The sequence below is a fragment of the Collinsella aerofaciens genome (assembly GCF_019131995.1).
Lineage (GTDB): Bacteria > Actinomycetota > Coriobacteriia > Coriobacteriales > Coriobacteriaceae > Collinsella > Collinsella aerofaciens_S.
Window position 1 is genome coordinate 78,407 of record NZ_JAHONA010000005.1, and the last position, 20,981, is coordinate 99,387.

Annotated in this window: 17 protein-coding genes; 7 read left to right on the forward strand and 10 right to left on the reverse strand. The window is 57.9% G+C overall.

Annotation, left to right across the window (positions count from 1 at the left end; all coding sequences use genetic code 11):
- Positions 1 to 48: 48 nt before the first annotated feature.
- Positions 49 to 1,677, reverse strand: coding sequence for an amidohydrolase (locus tag KSY82_RS02840; protein WP_158554608.1), 1,629 nt, complete (start codon positions 1,675 to 1,677; stop codon positions 49 to 51).
- Positions 1,678 to 1,992: 315 nt separating this feature from the next.
- Positions 1,993 to 2,985 (reverse strand): helix-turn-helix domain-containing protein, encoded by a 993-nt coding sequence (locus KSY82_RS02845; RefSeq protein ID WP_217750206.1) that lies wholly within the window; start codon positions 2,983 to 2,985, stop codon positions 1,993 to 1,995.
- 128 nt (positions 2,986 to 3,113) lie between these two features.
- On the opposite strand from KSY82_RS02845, the gene KSY82_RS02850 reads away from it, so the two are divergent.
- Positions 3,114 to 3,305 (forward strand): hypothetical protein, encoded by a 192-nt coding sequence (locus KSY82_RS02850; protein ID WP_117746649.1) that lies wholly within the window; start codon positions 3,114 to 3,116, stop codon positions 3,303 to 3,305.
- Between the two features lie 35 nt (positions 3,306 to 3,340).
- On the opposite strand, the gene KSY82_RS02855 is transcribed toward KSY82_RS02850, so the two are convergent.
- A complete protein-coding gene (locus KSY82_RS02855; protein ID WP_217750207.1) occupies positions 3,341 to 4,750 on the reverse strand; it encodes an APC family permease in 1,410 nt (469 codons plus the stop codon).
- On the opposite strand from KSY82_RS02855, the gene KSY82_RS02860 reads away from it, so the two are divergent.
- A complete protein-coding gene (locus KSY82_RS02860; protein WP_147325424.1) occupies positions 4,749 to 5,018 on the forward strand; it encodes a hypothetical protein in 270 nt (89 codons plus the stop codon). The genes KSY82_RS02855 and KSY82_RS02860 overlap by 2 nt on opposite strands.
- A gap of 278 nt (positions 5,019 to 5,296) precedes the next feature.
- Here KSY82_RS02860 and KSY82_RS02865 read toward each other — a convergent pair whose 3' ends face one another.
- The 3 genes from KSY82_RS02865 to ptcA form a co-directional block, all read right to left on the reverse strand.
- Positions 5,297 to 6,502 (reverse strand): agmatine deiminase family protein, encoded by a 1,206-nt coding sequence (locus tag KSY82_RS02865; protein WP_022094159.1) that lies wholly within the window; start codon positions 6,500 to 6,502, stop codon positions 5,297 to 5,299.
- A gap of 368 nt (positions 6,503 to 6,870) precedes the next feature.
- The gene (locus KSY82_RS02870) at positions 6,871 to 8,310 is read right to left on the reverse strand and encodes an APC family permease (RefSeq protein WP_022093785.1); all 1,440 of its coding nucleotides are present in this window, start codon (positions 8,308 to 8,310) and stop codon (positions 6,871 to 6,873) included.
- A gap of 133 nt (positions 8,311 to 8,443) precedes the next feature.
- Positions 8,444 to 9,517 carry a putrescine carbamoyltransferase gene (ptcA, locus tag KSY82_RS02875; RefSeq protein ID WP_217750208.1) on the reverse strand — a complete coding sequence of 358 codons (1,074 nt, stop codon included), beginning with the start codon at positions 9,515 to 9,517 and terminating at the stop codon, positions 8,444 to 8,446.
- Positions 9,518 to 9,847: 330 nt separating this feature from the next.
- Between ptcA and KSY82_RS02880 the strand changes: the two genes are divergently transcribed.
- Complete coding sequence (locus KSY82_RS02880; RefSeq protein WP_117635778.1) at positions 9,848 to 10,813, forward strand: response regulator transcription factor; 966 nt, start codon at positions 9,848 to 9,850, stop codon at positions 10,811 to 10,813.
- A 329-nt stretch (positions 10,814 to 11,142) separates the two neighbouring features.
- Here the strand turns inward: KSY82_RS02880 and KSY82_RS02885 are convergent, their stop codons facing one another.
- Positions 11,143 to 13,344 (reverse strand): FtsX-like permease family protein, encoded by a 2,202-nt coding sequence (locus KSY82_RS02885; RefSeq protein ID WP_217750209.1) that lies wholly within the window; start codon positions 13,342 to 13,344, stop codon positions 11,143 to 11,145.
- A complete protein-coding gene (locus KSY82_RS02890; RefSeq protein ID WP_217750210.1) occupies positions 13,334 to 14,119 on the reverse strand; it encodes an ABC transporter ATP-binding protein in 786 nt (261 codons plus the stop codon). Before KSY82_RS02890 ends, KSY82_RS02885 begins: the two co-directional genes overlap by 11 nt.
- A gap of 148 nt (positions 14,120 to 14,267) precedes the next feature.
- Here KSY82_RS02890 and vsr point away from each other — a divergent pair, with 148 nt between their 5' ends.
- From vsr to KSY82_RS02905, 3 genes are all read left to right on the forward strand, one after another.
- Complete coding sequence (gene vsr / locus KSY82_RS02895; protein WP_217750211.1) at positions 14,268 to 15,257, forward strand: DNA mismatch endonuclease Vsr; 990 nt, start codon at positions 14,268 to 14,270, stop codon at positions 15,255 to 15,257.
- 498 nt (positions 15,258 to 15,755) lie between these two features.
- A complete protein-coding gene (locus KSY82_RS02900; protein ID WP_217752366.1) occupies positions 15,756 to 16,685 on the forward strand; it encodes an AraC family transcriptional regulator in 930 nt (309 codons plus the stop codon).
- 56 nt (positions 16,686 to 16,741) lie between these two features.
- On the forward strand, positions 16,742 to 17,365 hold the full coding sequence (locus KSY82_RS02905; RefSeq protein WP_217750213.1) for an HAD family hydrolase: 624 nt from the start codon (positions 16,742 to 16,744) through the stop codon (positions 17,363 to 17,365).
- Between the two features lie 218 nt (positions 17,366 to 17,583).
- Here KSY82_RS02905 and KSY82_RS02910 read toward each other — a convergent pair whose 3' ends face one another.
- Positions 17,584 to 18,441 (reverse strand): class II fructose-bisphosphate aldolase, encoded by an 858-nt coding sequence (locus tag KSY82_RS02910; RefSeq protein WP_022095149.1) that lies wholly within the window; start codon positions 18,439 to 18,441, stop codon positions 17,584 to 17,586.
- Positions 18,442 to 18,776: 335 nt separating this feature from the next.
- On the opposite strand from KSY82_RS02910, the gene KSY82_RS02915 reads away from it, so the two are divergent.
- The gene (locus KSY82_RS02915) at positions 18,777 to 19,580 is read left to right on the forward strand and encodes a DeoR/GlpR family DNA-binding transcription regulator (RefSeq protein ID WP_217750214.1); all 804 of its coding nucleotides are present in this window, start codon (positions 18,777 to 18,779) and stop codon (positions 19,578 to 19,580) included.
- Between the two features lie 251 nt (positions 19,581 to 19,831).
- Here the strand turns inward: KSY82_RS02915 and KSY82_RS02920 are convergent, their stop codons facing one another.
- Positions 19,832 to 20,977 carry a DUF8462 domain-containing protein gene (locus tag KSY82_RS02920; RefSeq protein ID WP_254881683.1) on the reverse strand — a complete coding sequence of 382 codons (1,146 nt, stop codon included), beginning with the start codon at positions 20,975 to 20,977 and terminating at the stop codon, positions 19,832 to 19,834.
- Between the last annotated feature and the right edge of the window lie 4 nt (positions 20,978 to 20,981).

The window sequence follows — 20,981 nt, forward strand, 5'->3', positions numbered from 1 at the left end:
GTCAGGCGGCTGACAACTGGCACCAAGCCGCCCAATCAAACGATGGCGCTATGCCTCAAAGACCACCTTGCCGGCGATCATCGTGAGGGCTGCGGTAGCCTCGAGCACCTCGGCCGGCTCGCAATCAAAGAGATTGCGGTCGAGCACGCAGATATCTGCCTGTTTGCCGCACGCGAGCGTGCCGATGCGGTCCTCGGCATGCATGGCGTAGGCGCTGCCATAGGTGTAGGCGCGCAGAGCCTCGGCCATGGTAATGCGCTCCTGGGGGAACCAGCCCTCAGGGTTGGAACCGTCCTCGAGCATGCGGAAGACCGCGCCGTACACCTCCTCCATGGGCTCCAAGCCCACAACGGGGAAGTCACTGCCCAGGTGCACCACGGCTCCGCTGGCAAGCAGGCTATGCAGGGGCCACGAAAGCGCGGCACGCTCGGGACCCACGGCTTCGTCCTTGGCAAGGTCAGCCATATCGAGCAGCATGTGCCACGGCTGCATGCCGGGGCAGACGCCGAGCTCGGCATAACGCGGCATATCCTCGGGTTGAACCGTCTCGTTGTGCTCCATGGAGTGGCGACAATCCCGCTTGCCATGCAAGCGCTCGCCCTCCTCAAAGCAATCGAGCACAAAACGCACCGAGCGATCGCCGATTGCATGGATGCGCGTGTCAACGCCCCATTCCTGCGCCCTCAGGATGGCAGCACGGATGCGCTCCGGCTCCTCCGCGGGCTCACCACAGGTGTCGGGTGCGTTGCTATAGGGTTCAAGCATCCAGGCGGTATGGTCGGAGCACACACCATCAAGGAACTGCTTAAAGCCGTGCCACTCCACCTGCGTACCCGGGAAGGCGTATTTCTCCTTGATCTGCTCGAGCGTCAAGGACTCGTTTTCGAACAGGTCGGTGTACAGGAACACGCGCAGCGGCAAGTCGCCCTTGGCATTAAGACCTGCCAACACCGCATACGGGTTTTCCATGCTCACAAACGTAGGATTGACCATGCCGACCGTAGTGATTCCCAGGGCATTGGCGCGCCGGGCGGTTTTTGCAAACGACGCGTCAACAACCTCGGGCGCTGGGTCGTAGACCTCGTCCATAAAGAAGGCGCCGGCGTTGTTGGAAAACACGCCCGTCAGATTGCCGTCGGCATCCTTAAGGATCTTGCCGCCTGCGGGATCGGGCGTCTGCGAAGTTACTCCCACCTTGTTGATGGCGCAGGTATTGGCACTAAAGGTATGCAAGTCAACCTGCTGCAGAAATACCGGGCGGTCGGAGATGTACTCATCGATCATCGCGGCCGTGGGCATCTCGGGGACATCCCACTGGAACTGGATAATCTGGCAGCCCAGAATCCACTCGTTATCGGGATGGTCGGCCGCAAACGCCACGACACGTTCCATCGCCATCTCAAAACTGGTGCAGTCGATGAGGTTGACGGCAAAATCGGGGTCGGTCATAAACGCGCCCTGGGCAAAATGCGTGTGCGAGTCGATCAGGCCGGGCATGACGAGCTGGTCGCCAAAGTCGCGCACCTCGGTATCGGGACCGATAAACGGTGCCAGGTGAGCATCGTCACCGCAGGCAACGATTTTATCGCCCCGCACGGCAACGCCGCCCTTAAACGGCTCGAGCCCATCGCCGGTAAAGACGGCGTCGCTCTTGATAACTACATCAGCCTTGTCCATGCGAGCCTCCTCAGGCATCTTTGGTTGTAACGCGGACGCACCGCCCGCGTGGGCACTCGGTTGGGAGCGTAGCGCTCCCGCATCGGCGCGTGCCTACAAGCCGTGCTCGGACGTCTGTCCCACGTCCGCGGCTTCGCGCTACACCCATTGATACACAGGGGCAAACCCGTGCCAAGGCCAGGGACCGCAAACGGTCAGTTTAAGCAGGTTTACACGCTTTACCTGCAGGTTTATTGTCTGAGATTATTACCGCTTCATTACGCCCAACGGTGTGGCCGCCCACACAGCAAGACCCGCATGCGAGGAAGAATGAGGCTAGGAACGCCAAAAGGTATCTATAAGGTCATCTCGGTTGGAGACGCCGCTTTTAACGTAGATGCGATGCAAGTGTGCCTTGACCGTGCCAGGGCTGATGACCAACTCGCTGGCGATGTTTTGGGCGTCGTTGCCCTTCAGCACCAGCGTGAGCACCTCCTGCTCGCGCCGTGACAGCTTATGGGCGTCGGCATAAATCACCACACGCGATGCGAGATCGTCCTCAGAGCTTGCGCTCTCGGCTGCCACGTCCTCATCGGCACGCGGATGACGGGCATACACACGCAGGATATGGCTAAACTGGCAAAAAAGCTGAGCCGCGCATACCACGAGCAGCACGTTTTCGGAGATATTGCGCTCGGACAGATACCACAAAAAGAGGCCGATGACGGGGTTTTGGGAGTCGGGGCGGCAGAACAAGATCATGTAGGTGTCCTCGGCGATCACGCAAAACACAAGAACGAAGGCCACCTTCCAAAAGAGCTTTGAGCGGTCGAGGTCGAGTTTCTCAACACGCGTTGCTCTGTACCGGTAATGCCAGGCGGCATAGGCAAGACATCCTACATTACCCAGGTCACGCGTGAGCCAAAAGAGATACTGCTGCACCTCTCCGGCAGCGCCGCTGCGAGGCACCAGCAGCAATTGCAAGATTGAAAACGGCACGATAGCGAGTCCGAGCATGCGCGACGTCGGTCTTTTGCGCAAGCGCGCAAACATCCATAGCACCACGCAGGCATAGATGGCAATACCAAGCACGCAGCGCAGCAAGGGGTGCTGCAGCGGCTCGCTAAAGGTAACGGCGTAGTCGTATTTGAGCCGATTGTACTCGTCAAAAAAGATGACCGACATATCGAGCATATAGAGCAAAAAACCCGCCGCGGCCACGAGGCTGTCGCGACGGCGCGTCATGAGCCAAACCACCAATGCCACGGCACTGGTCACCAGAGCCACACCCATGATAATCGTGGTGTAGATATAGAACGCGAAACTCATGCCCGCCTCCCCTGTCTAGATGCTGTGAGGATGTTGACAGATTCTTTGCCGCAAGATTAGACTCACCGATTAAACGTACTGTATCGTTTAGATAAACAAGCTGTGTCTCACCGATGAAAGGAGATGCCATGACACCGATCGCTCCGCTCAAGATGCTCGTCGCGCCCGCCGCCAAGGCCATCACCCGACTCGGTTCTTCCATGACCTACGACAATGTCCCCTGCGCCGTTGAGGCGCGTTCGGACAGCTGCCCCTACCTGGGCCACGTCCCCTACTTTGCACCCAAGCTCGCATCTGATCCCGAGCAGCGTGAGCAGTAATCCAAGATGCATCTAGCACCGCACAACTCGCGGCGCTACTGTTTTGGTGCAAAGCGACCTGTCCCCCTTGCGCCAACGCCGGGATTGTCGATGCTGCGGACGCGGCGCGATATGAGGCGCGAAACCTCGCCCAGCAACACGCCGATCACCACACCCATGAGGATCGGCAACTTTGACATCTCGGCGGGCGAGCTGTTAAGCGGCACGATTGTCGCAACAATCGAAAGCACGAGTTCTACCACCGGCACCGCAAGCGCTACCGCAAGCACCTTGCCCTCGAAGGGCGCGCGAAACACACGCGGGCGGTCGTCGTATTTACGCAGGCGCCAAAACGCCGGGAACATCGGGATATAGCTCATGAGCAGAAAGACGACGTTCATCGAGAAGAAGACCCAAAAGACGTCGGAACCTTCACCCAGCGGAATCTGAAGTAGCAGCACCAAGCTGGCAAAACAACCGTTAATGAGTGCCGAGCCGTTGGGCATGCCGGTCTTCTTGGACACCAGCGCAAAGGGACGCGGCATGTTGCCATGGCGCGCGGCATAGCTCGCCACGTTGTTGACGCCAAAGCTCCAACAGATCATGTTGGCAAACAGCGTTACCAGAAAGGCCACGCCCACGACCATCGTCAGCGGGTGAGCGCGCCCCACCATGGCGGCAACCGCGTCCACAATGCCCGAATCGAGTGAAAGCTGCTCGGTGGGAACCGCGGCTCCAATACCGATGCCACAGATAATGTAGATCGCCGCGATGGCAACGCCACCGGCGATAACCGCCTTGGGGATATCGCGCGATGGGTTCTTCATCGTGCTGGCAAAGGTCGCGACCACCTCAAAGCCCATAAAGTTGAATAGGATGATTGAAAGATACGTCAGTGAGTTAGTGTCTCCCAGATCGGGGACAAATGTCTTAAACGACATATCGTTGGCAAAGCCGTTGTTGCAGGCAAACCAGATGCCGATGATTCCCACCACGGCGGTAATGAGCACCTTGATGACGGCGCCGCCATCCATGACCCAATCGGCCTCGGCCACCGGCTGCATTGCCATGACCGTGACGCCCCACACAAAGGCAAGCTCGATGGCAATTCGGACCCCAAGCGAAAATTCGATGCCCCATACCGCATTGATGACACTGGGGAACATGCAGGCGATACTTGCCACCCACAGTGGAAAGTTGACCCAATAGCACCAGGAGCAGCGTGCACACCAACGGTCTCCCAAGCCCAGGCGAACCCAGTCGTACAGGCCGCCCTCGGAATCGAACGCCGTACCGAGCTCGGCCACCACCAGGCCATAGGGAAGCAAAAACGTAATGATAAGGAAGATCCACCAGAAGAACTGCACGTTACCCATGGCAGATGCCGGAGCAGCCGCCTCGATGGTAAAGACAACGCAGATAACCGAGAGGATGACCTCGAACAGGGAGAACTTTTTACCTGCCATGGCACGCTTCCCCTACAGCAAAAAGGATGGCATCTGTACCGAAGGCGCAGCCCAAGGTAGGGTTGCAGGCCGCGTCACCGGTGCAGGTGCCATCCCAAAGAGAAGAGAGGATGCAATTGTTGGACCAACGCTCGCGGAACAGGCGCGTGTAGATAACGATACGCTGGTACATAGATACTCCGATCAAAACGGCCGCGATTGCGACCGGAATCTTTTGGCAATTGAAGACGCGTCTGACCTGGGATATTCAAGCGAACAATTGGCCTAACCCGCAATAAATCCCAGATCAGACGCGTACTCAATCAAAGAGGCGGGCACTCCGAAGTGGAGGCAACGGAGTGCCCAAAGAAAAACCCAGCCGACCAAGACATCGAATAAACCGACCATCAATGCCCCGAGATGGTCACGGTGCGATTCACCGACTGTCCGATTGATCGGCTGGGTTTCTGAGGTGCGGCAGATTGCCCTGAAAGAGGAGGGCATAGACCTTAAGGGTCATGCCCGACGATTGAAGGGCAAGGTGCCGTGCCTCGGGAAGACAGACAATTACGCGGACGGCTCCTGCTGAGTAATGCAGTGGATGTTGCCGCCACCGAAGACGACCTGCTCGGACTGAACGCCGACGCACTTGTAGACGCCCTCGCCCCAGACCTCGTCGTAGATCTTCTGGAGCGTGTCGACGGCCAGCTGGTCGTTCTCGTCGCCGTACTGCGGGACGATAACGCCGTGGTTGGTCACGAGGTAGTTCATGTAGGAGGCGATCAGCGGCTCGTCGGGGACGCGCGGCTCGGCGTTCTCGTCGGCGTCGATGGTGTCGCAGGAAGCCTGGTCCATGAACAGCGGGTTCACGGGCATGCAGAGCTTGTAGACCTTCATCTTGCGGCCCTTGGCGTCGACGGCGTTGGAGAGGGTCTCGTAGGCAGCGTGGCACTGCTCGTAGAACGGATACTCGGGATCGTCGGTCCAAATGCAGGCCATGACGCCCGGCGCGATGAACGTGGCGACGTCGTCGATGTGGCCGTTGGTCTCCTCGGGGTCGATGCCCTCCTTGACCCAGATGACCTTCTCGACACCCAGGTAATCCTTGAGGTGCTCGTCCATGTAGGCGCGAAGCTCCTCGCTCCAGGGCTCAAACTTCTTGCGGTACTTGGGCCAGATGGACTCGGGATCCTCTTCCTCCTCCAGAACCGCAGAGCAGGTGCGGCCCGGGGAAAGCAGGCACTGGTCGGTCACGACAAGGGTGCCCTCGCCGTCGACGGTGATGGAGCCGCCCTCGAGGATCATGTCGTCGGGACGATAGCGGCGGCAGCCGGAGAGCTCAGCCATCTTGAGGGCGATCTGCTCGTCCTTGTCCCACGGGAAGTACAGGCCGTCGACGAGGCCGCCGTAGGCGTTGAAGTGCCAGTGGTTGGCGCGCTTCTCGCCCTTGCCGTTGATGACGTAGGTGGCGGCAGTGTCGCGGAACCAGGCGTCGTCGGTGGTCATCTCGATGACGGTGACGTTCTCGTCGTTCTCGAAGACGGCCTTGCAGTTGGCGTAGTCGACCTGGTTGGCGCACATATAGACCGGGGTGAACTCGGAGATGGCGCGGGCGATGGCGGCATACTGCTTCTGGGCCGGCTTGGCGCCGTGGGCCCAGGTGTCGGTGCGGTGGGGCCAGCCCATCCACACGCGATCCTGCGGGGCGAACTCGGCGGGCATGAAGAAGCCGTCGGCCTTGGGGGTGGACTCGGACTCGGTGATCGTACGCATAAGATTTCCTCCAAATCGAACGATCGCTTGCTGCGGGCGGGTTACCCGCAGCCTAAAACCAAGAGATGGTAGGCGCCCGTTCCCCGGCAAAGGTCGGGGCGCCCGGTGCCGGTTTTCACGGAATCGCACCGGCAAGCGACGACGTAACCAAGTGCGCGGAGACAAAACGCACGAAGGATACGGAAGAGAGATTGGGGTGGGCGGTGGTTACCGGAGCTATCGCTCACACCCACCCCGGGGGAATGGTTAGCAAACCTGTCGCTTGGACACGCCTCCGAAGAGACTAGAGTGCCCGGAGTCGGGAGCGACAAGCCCGACGAAGCGCGCGTTGGTACACGAGGAGGGTTGGAGCCCCAGAACCGGGTGCTCTAGTTCTCCTCGGCCTCGGCGGCCTCCTCAGCGAGACGCTGGGCTGCGAGCTCAGGGGTCAGACCCTTGTACTCGGTCTCGCGGCCCTTAGCGCTGACGACGCGGACGACCTCGCCGATGAGCACGAGCACGATGAAGATAACGATCATCGGGACCTTGTCGCCAATTTCAGCAGCGGAGAACGGGATCAGCGTGGCAACGATGGCAAGAACCAGCTCGATGCAGGGGATGGCCAGCATGACCTTCATCATGGCGCCCTTAAACGGGAACGTGAAGATGCGCTCACGGTTGGGGTCGTTCTTACGAAGGTTGAGGAACGCCGGGAACATCGGGATGTAGGTCAACAGCAGGAAGACGACAGAGGTGCCAAAGAGCATCCAGAAGACACCGTTGGAGATGGCGTCGATGGGAACGAGCTGCAGGCACAGCACCAGGGAGGCAACGACAGCGTTGACCAGGTTGGCGCCGTTGGGCATGTCGTCATCCGAGATCATCGAGGCGAAGACCTTGGGCATGTTGCCGTGCTCGGCAGCGTAGCGAGCAACGGAGTTAACGCCGAAGGACCAAGCGGCCATATTGGCGAACAGGGTGATCAGGAAGGCGATGCAGATGACCTTAAAGATCATGGAGTCGCCCACCATGGTCTGGACTGCGACGATCATGCCGTAGTCGGGATCGATGGAGTCGGCCGGCACGGCGGCGCCGATGCCAAAGCCAGCGAACAGGTAGATCACGGCGATGGACAGGCCACCGACGATGATAGCCTTGGGGATATCGCGAGCGGGATCGGCCATGTCGTCGGTCATGGTGCAGATGACCTCGAAGCCCATGAAGTTAAAGATGATGATCGACAGGTAGCCGAGAGCGTTGGTGTTGGTGAGCTCGGGCAGGAAGGTGGCAGCGGACATGTCGTTCGCAAAACCGTTCTCCATGGCATACCAAATGCCCAAAGCGCCAACGATAACGGCAACGGCGACCTTGATGATGGCGCCACCGTTAAGGACCCACTCGGAGTCGGCCGCCTTGGAGCGGCCCATGAGGTAGACGATCCACACAAAGGCAAGATCGATACCCATCTTGGCGATCAAGTTGAACTCGACGCCAAAGACCATGCCCAAAATGTCGGGGAACATGGTAGCCAGCGAGGCGATCCACAGCGGGTAGTTGACCCAGTAGTAGTACGAGATGCGGGCGCCCCATTTGTCGCCCAGGCCATCGCGTACCCAGTCGTAAATGCCGCCCTCGCCGTCATAGGTGGTACCGAGCTCGGCGACAACCATGCCGTAGGGAAGCAGGAAGGTCAGGATCAGGAAGATCCACCAGAAGAACTGCTGGTTGCCAATGGCAGCAGCAGGAGCGGCGGCCTCGCAAACGAAGACGACGCAGATGATGGTCGAAATGACCGTCAAGAAGGAAAGCTTTTTCTTTCCGTCGCTCATGATGAGCTCCTTCGCTCAGTCTTGGACAGATCCGAGGCCCTAAGGTATTAAGGCAATTGCTTGGGCCTCGGTGAGCGGGCGACAGGAGACGAGCATCCGCCGCCCGCAAACGTGCTTTTAGAAGCCTTGAGGCTTAGAGCTGCTCGAGAGCCTCGAGAGCGGCGTGGAGCTCAGCCTTGGCGGAGTACTCGACACCCTCGTCGTTGAGCGGGGTGCGCTTGCCCAGGGCGGCAAGGAGAGCACGGATGGAGTGCTTGCGGTTCTCGGCCTCGACCCAGCACAGGGAGCGCTCGGGATCGTCCATGACTCCGTCGACGACCTCCTCGTTGCGGGTGGCCGGCAGGCAGTGCATGAACTTGGAGTTGGGGCCGGCAAAGTTCATCATGTCCATGGTGACCTGATACTTGGGATAGAACACGTCCATGTAGTTCTCGCCCGAGACCTCCTCGTCGTACAGGCCATACCACACGTCGGTGTAGATGAAGTCGGCGCCCTTGATGCACTCGATGTCGTCGGAGATGACGACAGAGCCGCCGGAGACCTTGCAGTTCTCCTCGGCGATGGCCATCATCTGCTTGCCGAACTCGGCGCGCTCCTCGACGGTGCCAACGTGCAGGCCGCCGTCGGGGATCTGGTGGCCCTTAGGTCCAAACTGGACAAACTTCATGCCGACCTTGGAGGCGATGAACATGAGGGAGACGCAGACCTGGGTGGCGTCGCCGATGAAGGCCAGGGTGCAGTCCTCGATCTTCTTGCCCTCGGGGAGGTTCTCGAGCATGGTCATGAGGTCGCCCATCTCCTGCGTGGGATGGTTGAACTCGGACATGCCGTTGATGACGGGCACAGCGGAGCCCTCGGCGAGGCCGACGACGTCCTTGTGACGGTCAACGCGAGCCATCATGATGTCGAGCAGCGAGCCCATAACGCGAGCGGTGTCGCCCAGGGACTCGTGACCGCCGAGCTGGATGGTGCCAGGGCCATAGAACTGAGCATGGCCGCCGAGGTCGGTCATAGCGGTCTCGAAGGAAAGACGAGTGCGGGTGGAGACCTGCTGGAAGATCATGCCAAGGCTCTTGTTGCGGAGCAGGTGCGGATAATAACCGTCAACCTTGATGGCCTTCTTCATTGCCAGACCAAGATCCTCGATAGCCAGGATCTGCTCTTTGGTGAAGTCGTTGGTGTCGATGAAATCCTTAGGCAGTGCCATGTCGATTTCCTTTCCGCCGGTCTTGCCGACTATTACTATGAGGCGCTCGAACATCACGCCTCGTGTTGACAAGACCATCATTCACCCGTATGCAATTTTTACCTAGTTTATTCGGGATTAAAGACCGTTCATGGAGTTACACCCCCTCTAAACCAATATAAACCCGCAGGTCAAGAGTTTACAGGGGGTTTACCATCTAGAACCGCGAACGGTATACGGCTATGCTGTATCTCGGCGCCTAATCCGCAATGAAACGAAGGGTTGAGACGTCTATATCCCACAAGGTATACAGAGCTCGGCCATAGAATAAATGAGATGGGACGGTGACAGATGAACACCCTGATGTTCTTCTATACCCTAGCGATACTCGTGATCTGTATTGTGACGGCGGTGCTCTCGCTTGCCGCCTATGCCTCGTCTCGTCGACGCTTCTTTATCTATGGCAGCGGCGTATTTATCTGCTATGCCATCGAGATGACCGAGATTTTCTTTTTTGAATACACGCTGCAAAACCAGAGTTTTCCAGCCAGCGACTATTACTCAATTACCATGCCTGTGTTGCGGACCTTTGTGGCGACCGCTTCGCAGGCTTTTATTTGGCTCATTGCCATGGATTTGCTCGACAAGCATTCAAAAAAGCAGTTTGTCATTCCCGTCGCAACGTTCTTGCTGAGCGAGCTGCTGATTATCGTCGCTGTCCCCTACGGCCCCATTCATCAATGGCTCTACTACACGATGCGTCAGGTATTCCTTGTTTTCGTGGGGCTATATATCTTTTGGACGGCACGCAAGAGCACGCAAGTCGAGCTGAAGGCACGCGTTAACAACCAACGAAAGCACCTGATTATCGGCGCTATTCTGGTCGGTTGCATCGTTGCCGAGGATTTCTACAACATTCTGATTGTCCCCATGAGTCTGGCGCCCTCTTGGCTGCAACTATATCTGTCCGAGCGCAACTTTAGCGAAAACGTCTTTGCCTGCTACTTTGCGATTCTGCTGATCATCTACTCCTACCACGTGCTTTCAATCCGCATGCAGGAGGCGCCCGAGGAAAAGAACGTCAGCGATCTTGATCGACACATCGAAGAGCAGATGCCCTTCTATCGCAACGCCTACAAGCTCTCCAACCGTGAGACCGAAGTTATGCGTCTGGTCGTACTGGGCAAATCGAACCAAGAGATCGCTGACGAGCTATTCCTTGCCGTGGGCACCGTCAAGACCCACATCCACAACATCCTGGTCAAAACCGAACAGCAAAACCGCACGACGCTCATCCTCCACTTTTGGAAGCGATAACCTGCCAAAAAGGGACAGGTTTATTTTGGCAGGTTTTATCTGGGCAAACGCCAAAAACCGCCGCGAGGGAGCTACTTTCCCTCGCGGCGGTTTTCTAGCAGTAAAACCAAGTGAGTAGGCTTTTGGCGGGATGCCGAGCACACCTCAAAACGCCACAGCCCTGACCTGCGATTTTATTGAGCACTTGCCGCGATGTGCTCGGCAGGTTCAAAAAAGTCTACTCACTTGTATCTGAGACGCACCAGATTGGCAAAAACCGCCGCGAAAGGGCCCCTGGTCCCTTCGCGGCGGTCATACGCCTCTAATTTTGCGACGGTTTTGCCCGCTTGTTACTCGCTGTAGCGGGTGGCTATGGCGGCTTGTACCATGCCGGTGCTCATGAGGTAGGTCACCAGGAAGTAGCCGCCGTAGGCTGCCAGGAAGATTGCACAGGTGAGGCCCACGGTGCCGCCGATGCTCATATTTCCGAATATGCTCACCATCTCGATGATCACCTTAAGTGCCACAAAGGAGTGCGCCAGGCCCACTGACAGCGGGAACAGGAAGAATACCGCTTGCTGCGCCATCACCGAATGGCGGATCTGGCGGTCGTCGCAGCCGATCTGTGCCAGCACACGATAGCTGCGGCTGCCGTCGGCCACGTTGGAGAGTTGCTGGATCGACAGAATCGCCGCGCATGCAACGACCAATACAAAGCCGATGTAGATGGCTAGGTAGCTAATAAGACCGTTCATTTGCGCTGCTTGCGTGTACATCTCGGAGCGTGTGATGAAGATTCCCCACGACCCCGGCTCCTTGCCGTCAACGAGCAGATTGTCGAGCACAGTGTTTTTAATGCTCTCGTCTGCCTCAGTCGTATCCATCCCCTGTTTGTAATTAACGAGCAGGCTACTGGAATATGGCTGCAGATTAAGTTGGGACAACAGCTCGTCGGCAACGACGACGGTACCCGGATTACTGCCCATCGCCGAGTTGGCGATGGCCGCCGTGTCCTTGTCCGACTTATCGGTTGCGGGCTTGAGCTCATGCCCGCCCAAGGTGAGGGTGTGGCCGCCGGCCATGTACTTGGTGTACAGGTCGCCCAGCTCACCGCCCATATCACACGTAAGCAGGTACTGGTCGCGGCCAATGCTCACCGGCTCCTCGCCCATCATCTGGCGCAGTTTGTTGTACTGGCTCGCCGGCGTCACAAACAGACCCATCGTATCGGCATTGCTACCCCCGAGCGCCTTGGGGAGCTTTTCGCCCATGGTCTTGCACATCTCACCCGCAGACACCGAAGGATTCGAACCGCCAAACGGGTAACTCAGATACGAATCGATCTGAACATGCTCACCGGCAACATCGGCGATATTGACCTTCTTGCCGGTCTCGTCGTTGTTGTCCGCCGACTTGCCCTTGCCGTGCCATGCGGAGTACAAATCGACCGTTGTATCGGCTAGCACCATGCGGTCGGCTTCAGACGGATTGACATATTCTTTGTAGTAGTCGAGCGTATCGGGCGTGTAATAGACATACGTCTGAGACACGTCAACAGGGTTATAGCGCTCCAGGTTTTCGTTCATCACATTGGCAATCGACATACCGCACGTCACCGAGGTGATGGCCAAAAACAGGAGCATCGCGATGACGCCCATCGAAAAGCACACCGTGTTGACCTTGGCCGCAAGCTGGCGCACGGTAAACATGTTGAGGCCGCGCCAATACACGCCGCGCAGGCTCTGCAGCAGCTTGATGAGCATGCCCGAGAGTCCCCAGAACAGGGCAAAGGTGCCCACGGTAACCATAGCGGTCGTAATACCAAACTGGTTCATGGCCTCTTGCAGCTTGCTGTCCGTCGCGGTTAGCGGGAACCCATCACGTAGCAGACGGTAATAGGCCACGCCCACAAGCACCGCACCCACGGCAAAGATGGCAATCGCGATCCAGGGGTTGCGTGTCTTGATGCTCTCGTTGCGACGCTCGGCACCCATAAGCTCGATGAGTTTGGTACGACGCACGGCGCGGAGGTTCAGCAGTAGCGTGAGCACAAACATTACGAGCATGCAGGCAAGGGTCAGATTGAACGCATGCATCGAGAAAAAGAAGTGGAAATTGGCGATCTGTGTCTTAAAGAGCGAGGCCGTAAAGAACGTCATGAGCTGGGAGAGTCCCACACCCAGCACAATGCCGGCGACAAAGGCCACCACCGAGACAATCACCGTCTCGAGCGCCATGATAGTGGCGACGCGCCCGCGCCCCATGCCGAGCACCTGGTACAGGCTAAACTCCTTCTTGCGGCGTTTCATGATGAAGTTATTGGCATACACCATTAAAAAGGCCATGACACCGGCCAAAAAGTACGTCAGGTCGCCGAGCATGCTGCCCATAACCTGCGCCAAGCCCTCTTCATCGATTCCGGCGATGTCGACCTGCATCGAGATGGTGTTAAAAGCATAGAAGACCGTGACGCCCAGGGTGAGCGTCAAAAGGTAGACGAGGTAGTCGCGGCCGGCGCGGCGGACGTTGCCCCAAGCGAGTTTACAGAGCATCGGAGCCCTCACCGCCCATCATGGCAACGACCTCCATAATGCGGTCGAAGAACTCTCGGCGGTCGGTGTCGCCGCGGCGCAGCTCGGTGAAGATCTTGCCGTCGCGAATGAACAGCACACGGCTCGTGTAGCTGGCGGCAAAGCTGTCGTGCGTGACCATGAGCACGGTGGCGCGTAGGCGGCGGTTAAGGGCCTCCAGGCTCTCGAGCAGCAGGCGAGCGCTCTTGGAATCGAGGGCGCCGGTGGGCTCGTCGGCCATGATCATGGTGGGGTCGGTGACGAGCGCGCGGGCCGCGGCAACGCGCTGCTGCTGACCGCCGGACATCTGGTAGGGATACTTGTCGAGCACCTGACTGATGGACAGGCGCGCTGCCACATCCTGCACGCGGGTCGAGATCTCTGCCGAGTTTGTGCGGGCGATGGTGAGCGGCAGGGCGATGTTCTCGCGTGCCGTGAGCGTATCGAGCAGGTTGGAGTCCTGGAAGATAAAGCCGAGCTCCTCGCGGCGGAACTGCGAAAGCTTAGCCTGCTTCATGCGTGTTACGTCCTGGCCGTTGATGCGGATGGTGCCGCTCGTGGCGCTATCGATGGTCGACACGCAGTTGAGCAACGTCGACTTGCCCGAGCCCGAAGCGCCCATGATGCCCACGAATTCGCCGCGATTGACGGTAAAGTTAACGTCGTTGAGCGCGCGGGTCACGTTGCCCAGCGCGCCGTATACCTTTTCGAGATGCGCGACCTCCAGTACCGGGGTCGCTGCTTGCATGGTTTGCATACCGAGTCCTTTCTTGCGATTAGTCTACGGCATCTATAGTCGCAAGAAGACGAGTCGGCTACCATCGATATGGCTTACGCTTGCCTTACCGTTGTGTAAGGTACGCGTAGCTACCCTGCCACTTGTTGATGTTGAGGGAGGACTCCTGTTGAAGACTGTTCATGTTGCCGCTGGGATCATTCGCAAGGAAGGATCTGACGAGCTGCTTGCCGTGCAGCGCGGCTATGGCGACATGCTGGGACTTTGGGAGTTCCCCGGTGGCAAGCTCATGCGCGGCGAGACGCCCGAGGACGCCGTACGCCGCGAGCTCATGGAAGAGCTGCAGGTAAAAGTCACCAACCTGCGCGATTTCTATACCGTTGAGTATGACTACCCCGATTTCCATCTCTCCATGGAGTGCTACTACTGCTCGCTCGCCGATGAATCCGATGAACCCCAGAAGCACGACCGCCAGCTCGATATCCGCTGGATTCCGCGCGCCTCGCTTGCCACCGTTGAGTGGATGCCCGCCGACAAAGGGCTTATCGATGCTCTGATTGAGTTGAGGGAAGATCGGCTTGAGGCCAACGGCACTGCCAACTACGCCGACGCCACCGCGACCGACGAGCCCTCCACCAAGCCCAAGCGCGCACCTAAGCGCCGCAGCAAGAAGCGTCCCAAGCCCGGCCTGCTCGACGGCATCGATACCTCGGACCTTTCCGCCGACGAGCGTGAGCTCGTACGCCGTCGTGCCGCCATCAAAAAGTCCATGAAGGGCAACAAGCGCGCCAACACCAAGCCCGAGCTGCTCGTTCGCCAGCGCCTGCGGGCAGCGGGCCTCACGGGCTATCGCTTGGAATGGAAGGTTCCCGGCAAGCCCGACATCGCCTTTCCTGGGCGCAAGATTGCCATCTTCGTCAACGGCTGCTTTTGGCACCGCTGCCCCAAGTGCAACCCTAGCCAGCCCAAGCGCAACGTTGAGTTTTGGGAGGCAAAGTTCCGTCGCAACGTCGAGCGCGACCGCGCTGCCGTGGCAGCACTCACTCAAATGGGCTGGACACCCATAACCATCTGGGAATGCGAACTCAAAAAGGACCGCATCGACGCCACCATGGAAAAGGTCATCGAACAGGTGCGGGCCGCAGAGCCGCAGCGCTAGGAACGAGCCGTCCACACGCCCCACACAGGCGAACCACACCCGCGCCACAAACCTTAGAAAGCCCTTAAGCTCAAAACCTTTCAAGAGTGTTACTCGATAGCCTTGAGCTGCGGTTTCATGGTTACATCAAACCTGATTAAGCCTTTCTTTAGCGCTTCTTTGCAACAGCCGCGGCATAATACTGCCAACGCACGGGACCTAGCAGCAAACCCCGTGCGCAACCTTTTGGTGGACATCGAGGAGGCCGCATAAGCATGCATTCTTCCAATGACGCAACACAGCAGCCATCCCTAAAATATGCAAACCTTTTCTCCCTCCCCCCGACACAGAGAAACAGTCTCCTCGACTCCCCCGCCACAAAAGCCAAACGCTCAACAAACCAGAGCCACAACTTGCGAGCATCGTTCGAAAAGCTCCAAGCATCTCTAGACAAGGCGTTCCCCGAACAGGCAAGAGCAATCTAAGCCCATCGCGCTTTATACTGATGCCATGCGAAACATGGATCACATAGAATTGCACCGCGGAGGACGCGAGGAAGCGTTTCCCGAGACCGCCGAAGACTGGCCCTATATTGCCGAACGCGCAGAATTCGCTCGCTATCCGGGCAATTCCGTCCCCTGGCACTGGCATTCCGAAGTCGAGCTTTTCTACATGGAGCAGGAAGCGATTGACTATCGAACGCGCGCGGCTCATGAACACGTGCGCTTTGAGGAAGGGTCCGCCGGCTTTATCAACGGCGGCGTTTTGCACAGCACGCTGCAATCACCCAATTCGGCACCGGCCATTCAAATGTTGCATATCTTTCAGCCGTCGATGCTCGGCGATCCCGCGGGACGCCTTCAAAAGCGCTACATCAATCCATTACTTCAATGTCGAGGCGTCGATGTGCTCAAATGGTCGCCCACCAACCCCGACGATATGCCCTTTATCGATTTGCTAAAGAGTTCCTTTAACCACGACCTTCAACGGCCGCAGAACGAGATGGCGCTTCGGAATAGCTTGTCAGAGCTCTGGATTCAGATTTACGCCAAGGCCGAACCGCTCTTTTCCTCCGACAACGCCTCTTGGATGACCAGCCGCGACGTACAGTTCAAGGCAATCCTGGACTTTATCCGCGCAAACTATGCAGCCGCTGTAGATGTGCCCCAGATAGCATCTGCAGCCGGCGTAAGCGAAAGAGAGTGTTACCGCATTATCGAAGCTTGCGCAGGAACGACCCCGGCGGCATATCTGCGCGCATACCGCGTAAACCGTGCTTGCGAACTTTTGGCACACACCACGCGAACGGTCCAGACAGTCGCGCGCCAATGCGGCTTTGCGACAGCAAGCCATCTTGGCCAGGTATTTAAAGAACAAATGGGGTGCACTCCTTCGAGCTATCGAGCAGCGAGGCAGAATCTCGATAGCACCAGGCAGAAATCCCGCTAGCCCTTCTTCTGTCACTGCATCAAACTTGCAGGCAAACAACAGATAGGAGCAACCATATGAAGCACTTTGACCATATCGTGTTTGATGTTGATGGAACATTGGCAGATACAGAAGAAAGCGTTCTGTCATCGCTTGCCCAGATTGTCCAAGAAAAGACCGGCAAAACGCTCCCACGAAACGAGCTTGAATTTGCCCTCGGCATACCCGGCAAGAATGCCCTTGAGAAACTTGGAATCTACTCGCAAGCAACGTTGGATCGCTGGTACCAAGTTGCCGCCAGCTTTAAAAGCACCATCAGCGTGTTTCCAGGTTTGCTTGAAGTCATCGCAAAACTCGCCGATAGCGGTTGCAATCTTGGCATTGTCTCCTCACGCGCGCGCGACGAATACGCAGAAGAAATAGCACCTCTTGGCTTCGATACGTATTTTGAGCACATCATCCTTGTCGAAGACACAACCGAACACAAACCCGCACCCGCACCCATGCTCGAATATCTCCGACGTACGGGCGCAAACCCCAACAGCGTCATCTACGTTGGCGACACCGTCTACGACGAACAATGCGCAACTTCAGCAGGGGTCAGTTTTGCCCGAGCAGCATGGGGATCACACCAAGACATCCCAAACGCCACCTACAACCTCAAAACCCCCAACGACCTGCTAACCCTAACAACCAAGTAACCCACGCGCCCCATCCTATCAGCCCCAACGCCACAAGGGCGATTGAGCAGGGCCGTCCGGAAACGGAAAAGGGCCTATCTCTCAGAACATTCCGCAGGACGGAGGAAGCCCCGCAGCGCGTAGCGCGCGGCGGGGCTTCCGACATGTCCGAGGACGTTCTGAGAGATAGGCCCTTTTCCGTTTCCGGACGGCCCGGTGGGATCAGAGTACCCTTGCTGTTACTCTGCTTTGCCCACAGAGTTGAGGTTGGTCATGCGGATCTTAACCAGCTCGGTGATCTCACGCATACCCTCCTTGGCCGGCTTCTTGGGGTCGAAGCAGGCAGGATTCTCGGCCATGTAGGCCATGAAGCCCTTGGTGTAGGCCTGACGCAGCTCGGTAGCGTAGTTGACCTTGCAGATGCCGTTCTTCACAGCCTCGGCGACCTGCTCATCGGGCACACCGGAGGTGCCGTGCAGGACCAGCGGCACGTCGACGGCGTCGCGGATGGCCTTGACCACGGACTGCTCGATGTGCGGATCGCTCGTGTACACGCCATGGCTGGTGCCAACGCCAATGGCCAGCGAGGTGCAGCCGGTGCGCTCGACGAACTCCTTGGCCTCGGCCGGATCGGTGTAGGGGCTCTCGCCCTCAACCGCGGGACCGTCATCCTCCTTGCCGCCAACCTTGCCAAGCTCGGCCTCGACGGGCACGCCCATGGCGCGGCCAGCGTCGGCGACGGACTTGGTCAGAGCGATGTTGTCCTCGAAGGACTCGTGCGAACCGTCGATCATGACGGAGGTGTAGCCAGTGCGGAAGGCCTGCATGCAGCGGTCATAGCCATCGCCGTGATCGAGGTGCAGAGCGACGGGCACGGAAGCGCGCTCGGCGGCAGCCTTGACCATACCGTAGAAGTAATCCAGGCCAGCGGTCTTGATGGTGCCCGGGGTGGTCTGCATGATGACGGGGGACTTGGTCTCCTCGGCAGCGGCCAGAACAGCCATAACAAACTCGAGGTTCTCGACGTTGAACGCGCCAACGGCGTAGTGGCCGGCCTGAGCGTCCTTGAGCATCTTTTCGGTGGTAACAAGTGCCATGAGCGTTTGCTCCTCTCCCTCGCCCGCATCTGGACATCGGGCGTACGTGTCCGCAAGGCGTTTTACCTTGCGTTTTGCTGCGCCCATTGTATGAAATTCGGCGGGCATAAATGCACGAGATATTGTCGTTGCGCGAGGTCGAGCCTTCATTTTTGAAAAGCAAACGGAAGGGTTTTGTGCCGAGCGCACGTGTTCGATATTGAGTTTTGAGCGTCGAGTGGCTTTCTTTTATAGAAAAGATAAGTAATCGAAAGGCGTTTTCTTACTCAAAAAGAAAATGAACGAAAATGGTTTCAACATAATTCCTGCAAATATCGGCAGAGAATGGAGCAGCAATGGCCCAAGCTACAAACCGCGCCTTCGCCGACGAACGCCGTGCCGCCATCATGGAAATGCTCGAGCATAATGCCTCGGTGCAGGTGGCAGAAATCGCCCAGACCTTTGGCGTGTCCTCTGTCACCGCTCGCGCTGATTTGGACGCCCTCGCCGAGTCCGGCAAACTGCGCCGCACGCATGGTGGCGCTGTGTCGCTCCACAAGCGCCTGACCGTCTCCACGCAGGATCGGCGCATTAACGTCAACGTGGCCGCCAAGCAGGCCATCGCGCAAAGTGCCATTGAACTCGTCAGCGACGGCGACACCCTGCTCGTCGACTCGGGCACCACCGCGCTCGAATTTGTCCGGCTCCTCGACCAGCGCGACGGCATCACCGTCATCACGGCAGACATTACGATCGCCGATTACATCGACGAGAGCATGCCCTCGGTCGACGTCGTCATGCTGGGCGGCGCACTGCGCAAAGGACACCGCTATCTGTACGGTCCGCTCACCATGCAGGCGCTGCAGATGGTTCACGCCGACCTCGCCATCATGTGCCCCGGCGCCTTTGTTCCCGGCTGTGGCTTTACTACCGACTTTCCGCAGATGGCCGAGACCAAAACGGCCATGATCGCCGCCGCGCGTCGAGGCGTCGCCCTCATGGACGCGAGCAAGGTCAACGGACGCGGCATGTACCGCTTCGCCGAACTTACCGATGTCGACACCATCGTGATGGACCGTGACCCCGACGGCGCCGTCGCCACCTCAATCGCCGAGGCCACCGACGCCGGCGCCCCAACCCTCATCATCGCCACCGCCTAAAACCAAAAACCACCACAAAGGTGCCTGAGTCCCCTTTGTGGTGGTTTGAACGGCACGGCGGTTCGCTCCGCCAGTTTGTCTCAATCTGTAACAACTAGACCCCTAAAAGTCAGTTAACTGTTACAGATCGAGATAATTCCGCTCGACCCCCGCCCTTAATCTAAACCTGTAACAGATAGAGTCGATTTAGCCGCCCAGATGTTACAGATTGAGACAGTTGGACGCGAAACGGTCTTGGCAGAAGTGGCCCTCTAGCAAAGAGACGCTACATATCGACCGAAGCCCGGCAGCGCAAACTCGAAACGTCCCTGTAAGGGTTCTTCAATCACCCCTGCCTCAATTAGACGTTTTTTATACGTCGAGATCGAACCGGAACTTTTCTTAAGCCGCGCAGCCAATTCTTGCCTGGTCGTCGTCCCCTCCGGATTCATTGCACGAAGAAAATCCAAGTCCCCCTGTGAAAGTTCCGCTGCAGTCGAGGCAAAAACGCGCGATTCGAGCTCCTCTTGCGCAAGCTTCGCGCCACGTTCGACGTCTTCAAGGGAAACATCAGCCGCCTGGCGCGAAGCGTTCCACGCCCGATATCCCACCAACTGGAACATAAACGGAAAACCATCGATTGCCTCGGCAGCACGGTCGACCGCCTCATCGGAAATCGTTTTGCCACCGTCTTCAATCGTCAGCCGAAACGCTTCTTTTACCTCAGTCGGCGAAATAGATCCCAGCGAATGCTGGGCAGCACGACGAAGAAACGATGTCGATTTTCCCGTCAACAACGCCAGCACGCGAAACGGCAGCCCCGCCATAAGCAAAGCTACTTTTTTGTTCTCGCTCACAAAATGTTGGTAGGTGGTAACGAGCTCGGTCATTTGAGCAAACGATGCATCAACTTCGTCAACGGCGATAAGCACCCCGGTGCCAGTCGCTTCAAGCTGAGCAAACAGAGCGTTCATCTTAGTACGCCAGTTGGCGCCCTCAAATTCAATATCAACGTTTTCCCAGCTCATACTACCTATGGGGGCAATCCCAACACTGTTCACACGCCTAGAAGCGGGCTTTTCGATCAGATGGGCAGCCGATTCGTTGAGGCGCTGCAGAATGTCTTCGAGCATCCCGTCCGAAGCCGTCACATTCGCCGTAATCCAGCCTTCTTGCTGGGCGCGGTATGACAGATATGCCAAAAGGGCCGTTTTGCCCGTCCCGCGCGCTCCGTAGAAAATCGAGCATAGGTTGGGGTCGGAATCGGCGCTTTCAAACGCCAGCACCATATCATCAATGATTTGCTCACGGCCGGCCATGTATGCCGGTACACGTCCGAACATCGGCGTGAACGGATTTGCTTGCCTGTACGCTGTCGCCGCCGCCATAAAGCCTCCCTTGAACTCACGTAATTCCATTATG